We start from the raw sequence: 12,545 nt of genomic DNA on the forward strand, positions 1-12,545 counted from the left end.
ACATAACAGTCCAGGAAAACATCCGCAGCCCCCAGGCGGACATTACTATTGAGCCTCTACACTGCAACTTCGCTTAATGCGTTTTATGTTAAATATCAGTTAGTTGCATCACTTTGGCGCTGATCCCGAGGCCAAAGTGGAGCCCTCCGTCGGTCTCCACTATTAGCGCTACCGGGTAAGCCGTCAGGCATGGCCCGGTTTAAAAAGATATGCTGACAGTTCTGCTGCAGTTATATCAAACTCGAGTTGCTGGATTAATTCCGCCAGTTTTTTCTCTGCAGTATCACGATCAATCTGATTCTGTACTATCTGGAGAGCAACCTGTTTTAGCTCCGGAGGGAGGTGTTCCAGATTGATATGATTACCATCCGAAATGTCATCAACCGGATTCTCGAAGAGCCAGCCGTAACTCATAAGGTCACCTGTTCTATTTCACAAATTTCCAGACACCTGACGGTACCCGGTCATACAACTTTCCCATCGTCATCTCCGCCAGCCGGTGATCAACCGCGGCATTGAAATGCTCAAGCTCATCATCTGACAGAGAATATGGGGTCGTTTGCGGGAGGGGGCGGAATCCTACGCTAAGGCTTTGGCCAGCGATATTCTCCGGTGAGATTGATGTGTTCCCATCCGAGCGGCGAAACATGGGCCAAGAGATCGGGCGATAGCAGCTTTCCATCGCGTTTCTGGTTTGCAACGACCTCGCCGAGCTTCATGGTGTTCCAGAAGATGATGATGGCGGCGAGCAGATTCATGCCGGCGATGCGGTAATGCTGGCCTTCGGCGGAACGGTCGCGGATTTCACCGCGGCGGTGGAAGCTGATTGCCCGCTTCAGCGCATGATGAGCTTCGCCTTTGTTGAGCCCGATCTGGGCACGCCGTTGGAGTTCGGCATCCAGAATCCAGTCGATCATGAACAGGGTGCGCTCGACGCGACCGACTTCCCGCAGGGCTGTCGCGAGCTCGTTCTGCCGCGGATAGGAGGCGAGTTTCCGCAGAATCTGGCTTGGCGCGACGGTCCCGGCAGCAATGGTGGCGGCGATGCGCAGGATGTCGGGCCAATTGCGCTCGATCATGGCTTGGTTGACCTTTCCGCCGATCAACGCTCGCAGGTGCGCCGGGGCGGCCGACGGATTGAACGCGTAGAGCCGTTTGGATGGCAGGTCGCGGATGCGCGGAGCGAACCGGTAGCCGAGAATGGCACATGCGGCAAAGACGTGATCGGTGAAGCCGCCCGTGTCGGTGAACTGCTCGCGGATATGGCGTCCAGCATCGTTCATCAGCAGGCCATCGAGGATGTAAGGCGCTTCGCTTGCCGTTGCAGGAATCACCTGGGTTGCGAACGGCGCATATTGGTCGGAGACGTGGCTATAGGCTTTCAGGCCCGGGGTATTGCCATATTTCGCGTTGACCAGGTTCATGGCCTCACCTTGCTCTGTAGCGACGAAGAACTGTCCGTCGCTCGAAGCCGACGTGCCCATGCCCCAGAACCGGGCCATGGGTAACGCTGCCTGTGCCTCGACCACCATGGCCAGCGCCCGGTCATAGGCTTCGCCCTCGACATGCCACCGTCCAATGCGGATCAATTCCCAGAAGGTGTGGGTGTTTGTCGCATCCGCCATTTTGCGCAAGCCGAGGTTGATCCCTTCCGCCAAGATAACGTTCATTAGCCCGATCCGGTCAGCGCAGGGTGCTCCTGTGCGCAGATGGGTGAACGCTTCGGTGAAGCCGGTCGCCGCATCCACCTCCAGCAGGAGATCGGTGATGCGCGTGGGCGGGATCTGCTTGTAGAGATCGAGCACCAGATCTTCGGCGCCTGTCGGCGCGGCGGCTTCGAGTTTCTCGATATGCAGAACGCCGTTTTCAATCGACCCGCCCGGGATCGTGCCTGCGCGAGCGGCACGGCCAAGCTCGCGCAACCGCATGTCGAGGCGAGCTTGCCGGTCTGCCAGCCATTCCTCCGGCCGCAATGGCACAGCGAGACGACCGCCTTCCGCGATGGATTGTGCCGGAACGAGTGCGTGTTTCAGATCGCCATAGCGCCGGGACCTAGTAAGCCAGACATCTCCGGAGCGGAACGCATCGCGCAGATGGAACAGCACCGCGATCTCCCATAGGCGAGCGTCGCCAGCCCTCTGGGCCCGAAGGTGGCGATGCCATTTCGAGCTGGGCCGCAAGAAGCTGGTCATCGCGGCATCGTTCAAACCGGTACGAAGGGCCGTCACCGCTTCCAGAAGCGGCAGTGCAACGGGCGCAGCTCGCAGATCGAGCAGGCGCAACATGCGTGGAGCGTATCGGCGGAAGCGGTGATAACCGTCGAGCACATGATTGAGCGGATCGTCGGCCATGGTGGCGGTCAGCCTGGTTGCCATTGCAACAAGGGTTTTTAAGCCGTCCCACCCTGACCCACTCGCGATGACATCGCCCAGCGGCTGGCCATCATCCTGTGCATCGACCAGGGCGCCCCCGATCTCGGCGAAGGATTTCAGGGTGTCACGCACCACCCCCGCTTCGTCTGCGACCTTTGCATGGCAAATACGCTCCGAAGCACGGTAGAGACGGCCGACGATCCGGTCGTGGGTTTCGACCACTGCGTCGGCCAACATCGCCTGCCATTCCGAGACGCAAACAGCCAAGATCGCAAGCCGCCTGTCCTCCGGGAGATCGCGCATGCCGTCGGCATAATACCGTTCACCCTGCCTGCGCAGACGAGTCACCCGATGGGCAGGAACGCCGGCAAGCAGATCCTCGGGGAGATCGATGCGTTGCAGATATTCGAGCCGGTCGAGCAGCCGGTTGGCCGACGAAGAGTTCGAGCCAGGCTCGAACTGGCGCAGCCACACAAAACGGGTCACCCGATCATCAGCCGTCTCCTCGAGCAATGCCAGCAACTGTTCTCGGATCGACATAGGCAGCCGACTGGCGATCCTCGTCTCGATGCGTCGCTCGGCATCGACGAGAGCCGCGGCACAAAGCCGCTCGATCGTGGATGTCGCGGGAAGGACAGTGCGGGTGCGTCGGCACTCGGCTACGAAGCGACGGGCGATATCCTCGTTCGACACCGCCATCTCGGCTTCTCGGAACAACCATTCCTTCAGCTCGCTCGCACCACGTCCGGAGAAGGTGCGGAAGCCGTAGAGCCCCCGTAACTCGGCAAGATGCTCGTGCCGTGTTTCCTCGCGGGCAGCATAGTCTACGAGATCGTCGGCACCCAGGCCAAGCTGCGCTCCGATAAATTCGATGACCTCTGCAGGGATCAGTTCGCCTGGAGCCAGCACCCGGCCGGGATAGCGCAGGACACACAATTGCAGGGCGAAGCCGAACCTGTTGTGAGCGCGCCGACGCAGCCTGATATGCCCAAGGTCTTCATCACTCAGCGTATAGTGCTTGAGCAAATCCGTCTGTGAAGTCGGCAAGCGCAACAGCGCGTCTTTCTGCCGATCGGTTAGAGTGACGCGACGCGGCATACATGTTCCTTTTTCAAAATCTGATAGCGTTCAAGACGCTTTGTTTATGAAGCTGGTTGAGATACATTTCCAGAGGTCAATGCAATCGTGGCCGAAGCGCCGCCTCAAACCAACGTTTGTGATACATGCTGATCGGATATGCCCGCGTCTCCAAAGCCGATGGCTCGCAGTCTCTCGACCTGCAGCACGACGCCTTGCGCGCCGCAGGTGTCGAACGGGACAATATCTATGATGATCTTGCTTCCGGCGGTCGTGATGATCGCCCTGGCTTGACTGCCTGCCTCAAGTCATTGCGTGACGGCGATGTGCTGGTGGTCTGGAAGCTCGATCGCCTCGGACGATCGCTTGCCCATCTGGTCAACACGGTGAAGGAGCTGTCAGACCGCAAGATCGGCCTGCGGGTTCTGACTGGAAAGGGCGCTCAGATCGACACCACGACTGCGTCCGGTCGCATGGTGTTCGGAATCTTCGCCACCTTGGCCGAGTTCGAGCGGGATCTGATCCGAGAGCGCACCATGGCGGGTCTCGCCTCCGCGAGAGCGCGCGGTCGCAAGGGCGGACGAAAATTCGCGCTCACCAAAGCTCAGGTGCGTCTCGCGCAAGCCGCCATGGCCCAGCGCGATACTTCAGTTTCCGATCTCTGCAAGGAACTCGGCATCGAGCGCGTCACTCTCTACCGATATGTCGGTCCCAAAGGCGAGCTCAGAGACCATGGAAAGCATGTTCTCGGACTTACGTAGCAACTCGTTTCTTTTCGCAGGTTGAGCCACCTCCGCGCTTCATCAGAAAACTGAAGGAACCTCCATTGAATCGAACTAATATTTTTTTTGGTGAATCGCATTCTGACTGGTTGCCTGTCAGAGGCGGAGAATCTGGTGATTTTGTTTTTCGACGTGGTGACGGGCATGCCTTCGCGAAAATCGCACCTGCTTCCCGCCGCGGTGAGCTCGCTGGAGAGCGTGACCGCCTCATTTGGCTCAAAGGTCGAGGTGTGGCTTGCCCCGAGGTGATCAACTGGCAGGAGGAACAGGAGGGTGCATGCTTGGTGATAACGGCAATTCCGGGAGTACCGGCGGCTGATCTGTCTGGAGCGGATTTGCTCAAAGCGTGGCCGTCAATGGGGCAGCAACTTGGCGCTGTTCACAGCCTATCGGTTGATCAATGTCCGTTTGAGCGCAGGCTGTCGCGAATGTTCGGACGCGCCGTTGATGTGGTGTCCCGCAATGCCGTCAATCCCGACTTCTTACCGGACGAGGACAAGAGTACGCCGCAGCTCGATCTTTTGGCTCGTGTCGAACGAGAGCTACCGGTGCGGCTCGACCAAGAGCGCACCGATATGGTTGTTTGCCATGGTGATCCCTGCATGCCGAACTTCATGGTGGACCCTAAAACTCTTCAATGCACGGGTCTGATCGACCTTGGGCGGCTCGGAACAGCAGATCGCTATGCCGATTTGGCACTCATGATTGCTAACGCCGAAGAGAACTGGGCAGCGCCAGATGAAGCAGAGCGCGCCTTCGCTGTCCTATTCAATGTATTGGGGATCGAAGCCCCCGACCGCGAACGCCTTGCCTTCTATCTGCGATTGGACCCTCTGACTTGGGGTTGATGTTCATGCCGCCTGTTTTTCCTGCTCATTGGCACGTTTCGCAACCTGTTCTCATTGCGGACACCTTTTCCAGCCTCGTTTGGAAAGTTTCATTGCCAGACGGGACTCCTGCAATCGTCAAGGGATTGAAACCTATAGAAGACATTGCTGATGAACTGCGCGGGGCCGACTATCTGGTATGGCGCAATGGGAGGGGAGCAGTCCGGTTGCTCGGTCGTGAGAACAATCTGATGTTGCTCGAATATGCCGGGGAGCGAATGCTCTCTCACATCGTTGCCGAGCACGGCGACTACCAGGCGACCGAAATTGCAGCGGAACTAATGGCGAAGCTGTATGCCGCATCTGAGGAACCCCTGCCTTCTGCCCTTCTCCCGATCCGGGATCGCTTTGCAGCTTTGTTTCAGCGGGCGCGCGATGATCAAAACGCAGGTTGTCAAACTGACTACGTCCACGCGGCGATTATAGCCGATCAAATGATGAGCAATGCCTCGGAACTGCGTGGGCTACATGGCGATCTGCATCATGAAAACATCATGTTCTCCAGTCGCGGCTGGCTGGTGATAGATCCCGTCGGTCTGGTCGGTGAAGTGGGCTTTGGCGCCGCCAATATGTTCTACGATCCGGCTGACAGAGACGACCTTTGTCTCGATCCTAGACGCATTGCACAGATGGCGGACGCATTCTCTCGTGCGCTGGACGTCGATCCGCGTCGCCTGCTCGACCAGGCGTACGCTTATGGGTGCCTTTCCGCAGCTTGGAACGCGGATGGAGAAGAGGAGCAACGCGATCTAGCTATCGCGGCCGCGATCAAGCAGGTGCGACAGACGTCATACTAGATATCAAGCGACTTCTCCTATCCCCTGGGAACACATCAATCTTACCGGAGAATATCGTTGGCCAAAGCCTTAGCGTAGGATTTCGCCCTCTCCCGCAAACGACCCCAGATACTATTTACTGACACGCGGCGGATAGTAAATTTCAGCCATGTTCTGGAAACAGACTGAGCAAATTTCTCAGAATGGAAACGCACCCTAGCCCCGCCAAGGCTTCGCTTTACGATAATTTACCTGAAGGCGGCCATTTACCTGACGGTGCATGATAAAATGTAACCACAGACCGACCGAATTTAACTTATTAATTTAATTATCTAAATTTCTTACATCAGTCAATCAGGCTGTGCATTGCATTTTTGGAGTGCACAGTCTCTGGGTTGCCTGATTCACAATTCGTAAGTCAACATCTCAGGGGGAGATTAAGTGACAGAAAACCCAATCGGATTAACCAGAAAAGTTATCAAGCCCGTTTCTAATTTTTTCAGTTCACCTGTAGCGGGCGGTATTGTGCTTATTATTGCTTCGGCAGCCGCTATCATCGTGGCCAATTCGCCCCTCAGGGAAGGTTATGAAACACTCCTGAAATACAAAACAGCAGGCCTGTCCGTTGAGCACTGGATAAACGATGCCCTGATGGCCGTATTCTTTATGATGGTCGGGCTGGAAATCAAGCGTGAGCTTGTCACCGGCCAGTTAGCCACCTGGAGCCAGCGTGCGTTGCCGGGCTTTGCCGCACTGGGTGGTCTGGCCGTACCTGCCCTGATTTACGTGGGGTTTAATGCCGGTCATGACGAAACCCTTTCCGGCTGGGCCATCCCGGCGGCCACGGATATTGCTTTTGCGCTCGGTGTACTCGCCTTACTGGGCAGTCGTGTGCCAGTCTCGCTAAAAATTTTCCTGTCGGCGCTGGCTATTCTGGATGACATGGGGGCGGTGGCTATCATCGCGCTCTTCTATACCAGCAACATTTCGCTTCTGATGCTGGGTGGTGCAGCGGCAATGGTTGCTCTGCTGTTTAGCCTGAACCGTGCCGGCGTGACGCGCCTGCTGCCCTATCTGCTGACGGGGGGAGTACTGTGGTTTTTCATGCTTCAGTCAGGCGTGCATGCCACCGTCGCGGGTATCCTGCTGGCGTTCTTTATCCCGCTGCGAACCAGGAATGCGGCTGATGAAGTGCCTCTGGACAGGCTTGAGCATGCCATCAACCCCTGGGTCACGTTTATGATACTGCCGCTGTTTGGCTTCGCCAATGCGGGCGTCGCGTTGTCGGGCATGACGATGAATGACCTGTTGTCGCCGGTTCCGGTAGGCGTGGCGCTGGGCCTGTTTTTGGGTAAACAGGCAGGTATCTTTGGCCTGTCGCTACTGGCCGTCAGCCTGGGCCTGGCGAAACGACCAGAGAAAAGTACCTGGTTACAGGTTTATGGTGTCTCGGTACTGTGTGGGATTGGTTTTACCATGAGCCTGTTTATCGGCAATCTGGCCTTTACAGGCAGCCCTCTGCTCGTTGATGAGGTCAAGGTGGGGGTTCTGGCAGGGTCCATACTGGCCGCTCTGGCCGGTATTTTGATACTGCGCTTTGCGCCTTCTAAGCAAGTCAGGTAACGTATTATCTACAGGAAAATCCCCGTGATAACGGGGGTTTTTTCACACTGTCAGTGTATATTCTGAAGAGAAAATTGAAATTATTTAATTTTATTATAAATAATTACCTTTCTATCTTTCACATTTTACAGGCGGAGCCCTGTTCAGATAAGTCAGGATGAACGCTGGCATATCAGTTAAAATATTATGTTATTCAAATAAATAGTCGGCTAACGTGGTTTTTTACACGACTGGCCCTCTAACCCCGCTACTGAATACTGACCGCCAAAAGGCGGTTTTTTTGTTCAAAGAAACTGATCTCAGTATCGCGCCCGGGGCAGCTGGCCAACGTCGCCGGCATCGCGCCGGCAAAAATCGAAAAACAGAAATATCAGCAAGATAGCTTAAACAGGTGTCGGGAAATTTCGTTGAGATATTTTGAAGGAATCACAGTGTAAGCAGGCGCTTTTTCAGGGAGGCGCGTTCTTGCGGGTTGCGTCCCTTGTGATTGGCGATGCGATCCGCCGTGGCGGCCTGGCGCTTGACGGGCCAGTAGGAGCGGCCATCCTTGCCCATCGACCAGACGCTGCTGGCCTGGTTTTCCAGCAGGGGCAGATGGGCGCTCAGGGCTTCGGGCGACGCGCTGGTCAGCGCCGTGCGCTCACGGGTGCGCCAGCGCTGATGCCAGAGCTTCTTGTCCTCGCGCTCGCTGCCGCAGGTCGTGTGCCCGACGATGGGTGTTTTGCGGCGGCTGCGGCTCATAACGTAGTGGTCTCCAAGAACATTCAGGACTGATCCCAGGCGTCGATGGTCAAGACCTGATCGGCAGGACAGGCGGCTACGCGGTCGGGAACTGGATGGTGTTCAGTCTCATGCCGACCCCATTCGATTGATCGCGTCGCTTGCGGCACGCTGCGACGCAAGGAGGTTTGCGACCTGGTTTAGCAGCCGTGTCCGCTGCATGTCTGTTACCTATCTCCCCGACCGCTCATTGGACCAACTCCAGAGATTGGGCTCTATCGCTCAGCCAATACGAAACCGGCATTGGCTGATGCCACAACCGAGACTAACACAAATGGCTCGGTACCTGTATTTCGCGCCCCGTGCACTTGGCCCGGTCTTGCCACGGCTATCTCACCTTCCCTGAGGGCACGAACAATCCCATTGCCCTGAAAGTAATCAGCCATTCCCGACAAAACAGTCCACGTGTCTTGGCCGTGAGGATGAATGTGAGCCGCAATTTCCTGCCCGGGATGGACATGCCAAACCACGATAATTGAGTCTCGGGTTTCAAGCACAACGGAACGAATAGGCTCGCCTTCGGACGGCTGAACATACTCGGCTACAGAAAATATTCTCGATTCAACAGTCATCGGAGATCCCTCTTTCACAGTTGTCGTTACGGTCTTCATCGTCGGCATCCTGACGCACGGCGGGCAATTGCTGGAGCAACGCCGGCAGCCATTCCTGTACCGTCTCCCACACCACATCGAGGTTGATGTCGAAATAGCCGTGAGCCATGCGATTACGCATATTGCGCATGCTGCGCCACGGCACGTCGGCATGCGCCTGGGTGAACTCGACGTAGCCATCCATCACCTTTGTGGCCGCCTCGCCGATGACGATCAGGCTCATGATGACGGCCTGCTGGGTGCGCTTGTCGGCCAAGAAGTCGTCCTTGGCCATCCCTTCCACGAAGCTGCGCGCATCGGTTGCGGCCTGCTGAATGTGGTCGAGGTAATCGGGCAGGCGGTTCTCGCTCATATCGGTTGCGCCTCCGCGAGCACCTTGGCCCGGAACTTCGGCGGCAGGTCGCCGGGAGTCAGCAGATCGACGTCAACGCCGAGCAGCGATTTCAGTTCTTCTTCCAAATCGCCCAAGTCCAACAACGTGGCACCGGGCAGCGCATCGACCAACAGGTCGAGGTCGCTGCCATCCCGGTCGGTGCCATGCAGCACCGAGCCGAAGACGCGCGGGTTCGCGGCGCGAAAGCGGCCTACCGCTTCACGCACTGCGCTTCGCTTCATGTCAAGCACAACAGACGGTCGCATGCGCATCCTTTCTTATCGAAACTCGTTGAGATGATATGCAATCAAGAATAGAATTTCAAGAAGAAGGAAACCGCATGCCCCGCCGTTCGATCCTCTCCGCCGCCGAGCGCGAAAGCCTGCTGGCGTTGCCGGACACCAAGGATGAGTTGATCCGTCACTACACGTTCAGCGAAAGCGACCTCTCCATCATCCGGCAGCGGCGCGGCCCGGCCAATCGGCTGGGCTTCGCGGTGCAGCTCTGCTACCTGCGCTTTCCCGGCGTCATCCTTGGCGCTGATGAGCCACCGTTCCCGCCATTGCTGAGACTGGTCGCCAACCAGCTCAAGGTCGGCATCGAAAGCTGGGACGAGTACGGGCAGCGTGAGCAGACCCGACGCGAGCACCTGGTCGAGCTGCAAACGGTGTTCGGCTTCCAGCCGTTCACGATTGGCCACTACCGGCAGGCTGTCCAGTTGCTGACCGAGCTGGCCATGCAAACCGACAAGGGCATCGTGCTGGCCAGAGCCTTGATCGAGCACCTGCGGCGGCAGTCGGTCATTGTGCCCGCCCTCAACGCCGTCGAGCGGGCGAGCGCCGAAGCGATTACCCGCGCCAACCGGCGTCTCTACGACGCCTTGGCTGAGCCGCTGACGGACGTGCATCGCCGTCGCCTCGACGATCTGCTCAAGCGCCGCGACAACGGCAAGACGACGTGGCTGGCCTGGCTGCGGCAATCCCCGGTCAAACCGAACTCGCGGCACATGCTGGAACACATCGAACGCCTCAAGGCGTGGCAGGCGCTCGACCTGCCCTCCGGCATCGAGCGGCTGGTTCACCAGAACCGGCTGCTCAAGATCGCCCGCGAGGGCGGCCAGATGACGCCCGCCGACCTGGCGAAGTTCGAGCCGCAGCGGCGTTACGCGACCCTGGTGGCGCTCGCCATCGAGGGCATGGCCACCGTCACCGACGAAATCATCGACCTGCATGACCGCATCCTGGGCAAGCTGCTCAATGCCGCCAAGAACAAGCATCAGCAGCAGTTCCAGGCATCCGGCAAGGCGATCAATGCCAAGGTGCGGCTGTTCGGGCGCATCGGCCAGGCGCTGATCGAGGCCAAGCAAGCGGGCCGCGATCCGTTCGCCGCCATCGAGGCCGTCATGTCCTGGGATGCTTTCGCCGAGAGCGTCACCGAAGCGCAGCGGCTCGCGCAACCCGAGGACTTCGATTTCCTGCACCGCATCGGCGAGAGCTACGCCACGCTGCGCCGCTACGCGCCGGAATTTCTCGACGTGCTCAAGTTGCGGGCCGCGCCCGCCGCCAAGGACGTACTCGACGCCATCGAGGTGCTGCGCAGCATGAACAGCGACAACGCCCGCAAGGTGCCCACCGACGCGCCGACCGAGTTCATCAAGCCGCGCTGGCAGAAGCTGGTGATGACCGACACCGGCATCGACCGGCGCTACTACGAACTGTGCGCGCTGTCGGAGCTGAAGAACGCGCTGCGCTCCGGCGACATCTGGGTGCAAGGCTCGCGCCAGTTCAAGGACTTCGAGGACTACCTGGTGCCGCCCGCGAAATTCGCCAGCCTCAAGCAGGCCAGCGAATTGCCGCTGGCCGTGGCCACCGATTGCGACCAGTACCTGCATGACCGGCTGACGCTGCTGGAAACGCAGCTCGCCACCGTCAACCGCATGGCGCTGGCCAACGAGCTGCCGGACGCCATCATCACGGAGTCGGGCCTGAAGATCACGCCGCTCGATGCGGCGGTGCCCGATACCGCACAGGCCCTGATCGACCAGACGGCGATGATCCTACCGCACGTCAAGATCACCGAATTGCTGCTGGAGGTAGACGAATGGACGGGCTTCACCCGGCACTTCGCCCACCTGAAGTCAGGCGACCTGGCCAAGGACAAAAACCTGTTGCTGACCACGATCCTCGCCGACGCGATCAACCTGGGCCTGACCAAGATGGCGGAATCGTGCCCCGGCACGACCTACGCCAAGCTGGCCTGGCTGCAAGCCTGGCACATCCGCGACGAAACCTACGGGGCGGCACTGGCCGAGCTGGTCAACGCGCAGTTCCGACATCCCTTCGCCGAGCATTGGGGCGACGGCACCACGTCATCGTCGGACGGCCAGAACTTCCGCACCGGCAGCAAGGCCGAGAGCACCGGCCACATCAATCCGAAATACGGCAGCAGCCCAGGGCGGACGTTCTACACCCATATCTCCGACCAGTACGCGCCGTTCCACACCAAGGTCGTGAACGTCGGCGTGCGCGACTCGACCTACGTGCTCGACGGCCTGCTGTATCACGAATCCGACCTGCGGATCGAGGAGCACTACACCGACACGGCAGGGTTCACGGACCACGTCTTCGCGTTGATGCACCTGCTGGGCTTCCGCTTCGCCCCGCGCATTCGTGACCTGGGCGACACCAAGCTCTACATCCCGAAGGGCGATGCCACCTACGAGGCGTTGAAACCGATGATCGGCGGCACGCTCAACATCAAGCACGTCCGCGCCCATTGGGATGAAATCCTGCGGATGGCCACCTCGATCAAGCAGGGCACGGCGACGGCCTCGCTGATGCTCAGGAAGCTTGGCAGCTACCCGCGCCAGAACGGCCTGGCCGTCGCCCTGCGTGAGCTGGGACGCATCGAGCGCACACTGTTCATCCTGGACTGGCTGCAAAGCGTCGAGCTGCGCCGCCGCGTGCATGCCGGGCTGAACAAAGGCGAGGCGCGCAACGCGCTGGCCCGCGCCGTGTTCTTCAACCGCCTGGGGGAAATCCGCGACCGCAGCTTCGAGCAGCAGCGCTACCGGGCCACGGTCAAGCCGTCGATGACGGCCTGTTGCAGTACCTGTCGCCGCTCGGCTGGGAGCACATCAACCTGACCGGCGATTACCTCTGGCGCAGCAGCGCCAAGATCGGCGCGGGCAAGTTCAGGCCGCTACGGCCGCTGCAACCGGCTTAGCGTGCTTTATTTAATGAGATGGTCACTCCCTCCTTCCCG

Annotated in this window: 10 protein-coding genes and 2 pseudogenes; 5 read left to right on the top strand and 7 right to left on the bottom strand. The window is 58.8% G+C overall.

The window, feature by feature from the left end:
• Window positions 1-183 precede the first annotated feature (183 nt).
• The 3 genes and pseudogenes from HMPREF3140_RS20955 to HMPREF3140_RS20960 form a co-directional block, all read right to left on the bottom strand.
• Complete coding sequence (locus tag HMPREF3140_RS20955) at window positions 184-414, bottom strand: hypothetical protein (RefSeq protein ID WP_029498498.1); 231 nt, start codon at window positions 412-414, stop codon at window positions 184-186.
• Between the two features lie 13 nt (window positions 415-427).
• A pseudogene (locus HMPREF3140_RS27745) lies at window positions 428-550 on the bottom strand (Hha/YmoA family nucleoid-associated regulatory protein); the annotation flags it as partial.
• Between the two features lie 34 nt (window positions 551-584).
• Window positions 585-3,470 (bottom strand): Tn3 family transposase, encoded by a 2,886-nt coding sequence (locus tag HMPREF3140_RS20960; protein WP_001138082.1) that lies wholly within the window; start codon window positions 3,468-3,470, stop codon window positions 585-587.
• Between the two features lie 125 nt (window positions 3,471-3,595).
• On the opposite strand from HMPREF3140_RS20960, the gene HMPREF3140_RS20965 reads away from it, so the two are divergent.
• The 4 genes from HMPREF3140_RS20965 to nhaA all read left to right on the top strand — a co-directional run bounded on the left by HMPREF3140_RS20965 (window position 3,596) and on the right by nhaA (window position 7,517).
• Window positions 3,596-4,210 carry a recombinase family protein gene (locus HMPREF3140_RS20965; protein ID WP_000904906.1) on the top strand — a complete coding sequence of 205 codons (615 nt, stop codon included), beginning with the start codon at window positions 3,596-3,598 and terminating at the stop codon, window positions 4,208-4,210.
• Window positions 4,211-4,275: 65 nt separating this feature from the next.
• Window positions 4,276-5,079 carry an aminoglycoside O-phosphotransferase APH(3'')-Ib gene (aph(3'')-Ib, locus tag HMPREF3140_RS20970; RefSeq protein WP_001082319.1) on the top strand — a complete coding sequence of 268 codons (804 nt, stop codon included), beginning with the start codon at window positions 4,276-4,278 and terminating at the stop codon, window positions 5,077-5,079.
• Window positions 5,079-5,915: an aminoglycoside O-phosphotransferase APH(6)-Id gene (locus tag HMPREF3140_RS20975; RefSeq protein WP_000480968.1), complete on the top strand. Its 837-nt coding sequence runs from the start codon at window positions 5,079-5,081 to the stop codon at window positions 5,913-5,915. The genes aph(3'')-Ib and HMPREF3140_RS20975 overlap by 1 nt, the downstream gene beginning before the upstream one ends.
• A gap of 420 nt (window positions 5,916-6,335) precedes the next feature.
• The gene (nhaA, locus tag HMPREF3140_RS20980; RefSeq protein ID WP_004194048.1) at window positions 6,336-7,517 is read left to right on the top strand and encodes a Na+/H+ antiporter NhaA; all 1,182 of its coding nucleotides are present in this window, start codon (window positions 6,336-6,338) and stop codon (window positions 7,515-7,517) included.
• Window positions 7,518-7,943: 426 nt separating this feature from the next.
• Here nhaA and HMPREF3140_RS20985 read toward each other — a convergent pair whose 3' ends face one another.
• The 4 genes from HMPREF3140_RS20985 to HMPREF3140_RS21000 form a co-directional block, all read right to left on the bottom strand.
• Window positions 7,944-8,258 (bottom strand): hypothetical protein, encoded by a 315-nt coding sequence (locus HMPREF3140_RS20985; protein WP_000091613.1) that lies wholly within the window; start codon window positions 8,256-8,258, stop codon window positions 7,944-7,946.
• A 254-nt stretch (window positions 8,259-8,512) separates the two neighbouring features.
• The gene (locus HMPREF3140_RS20990) at window positions 8,513-8,869 is read right to left on the bottom strand and encodes a cupin domain-containing protein (protein ID WP_000215515.1); all 357 of its coding nucleotides are present in this window, start codon (window positions 8,867-8,869) and stop codon (window positions 8,513-8,515) included.
• Window positions 8,859-9,260, bottom strand: coding sequence for a HepT-like ribonuclease domain-containing protein (locus HMPREF3140_RS20995; protein ID WP_001293886.1), 402 nt, complete (start codon window positions 9,258-9,260; stop codon window positions 8,859-8,861). The genes HMPREF3140_RS20990 and HMPREF3140_RS20995 overlap by 11 nt, the downstream gene beginning before the upstream one ends.
• On the bottom strand, window positions 9,257-9,547 hold the full coding sequence (locus HMPREF3140_RS21000) for a nucleotidyltransferase family protein (protein WP_001247892.1): 291 nt from the start codon (window positions 9,545-9,547) through the stop codon (window positions 9,257-9,259). The genes HMPREF3140_RS20995 and HMPREF3140_RS21000 overlap by 4 nt, the downstream gene beginning before the upstream one ends.
• 74 nt (window positions 9,548-9,621) lie before the next feature.
• Here HMPREF3140_RS21000 and HMPREF3140_RS21005 point away from each other — a divergent pair.
• Window positions 9,622-12,506 (top strand): annotated as a pseudogene (locus HMPREF3140_RS21005) (Tn3 family transposase).
• The last annotated feature ends 39 nt before the right edge of the window (window positions 12,507-12,545 follow it).

It is taken from the genome of Klebsiella sp. HMSC16A12 (genome assembly GCF_001808265.1).
Lineage (GTDB): Bacteria > Pseudomonadota > Gammaproteobacteria > Enterobacterales > Enterobacteriaceae > Klebsiella > Klebsiella pneumoniae.

Coding starts and splice junctions, on each gene's coding strand:
- HMPREF3140_RS20955 (WP_029498498.1), bottom strand. CDS start 414: ATGAGTTACGGCTGGCTCTTCGAGAATCCGGTTGATGACATTTCGGAT.
- HMPREF3140_RS20960 (WP_001138082.1), bottom strand. CDS start 3,470: ATGCCGCGTCGCGTCACTCTAACCGATCGGCAGAAAGACGCGCTGTTG.
- HMPREF3140_RS20965 (WP_000904906.1), top strand. CDS start 3,596: ATGCTGATCGGATATGCCCGCGTCTCCAAAGCCGATGGCTCGCAGTCT.
- HMPREF3140_RS20975 (WP_000480968.1), top strand. CDS start 5,079: ATGTTCATGCCGCCTGTTTTTCCTGCTCATTGGCACGTTTCGCAACCT.
- HMPREF3140_RS20985 (WP_000091613.1), bottom strand. CDS start 8,258: ATGAGCCGCAGCCGCCGCAAAACACCCATCGTCGGGCACACGACCTGC.
- HMPREF3140_RS20990 (WP_000215515.1), bottom strand. CDS start 8,869: ATGACTGTTGAATCGAGAATATTTTCTGTAGCCGAGTATGTTCAGCCG.
- HMPREF3140_RS20995 (WP_001293886.1), bottom strand. CDS start 9,260: ATGAGCGAGAACCGCCTGCCCGATTACCTCGACCACATTCAGCAGGCC.
- HMPREF3140_RS21000 (WP_001247892.1), bottom strand. CDS start 9,547: ATGCGACCGTCTGTTGTGCTTGACATGAAGCGAAGCGCAGTGCGTGAA.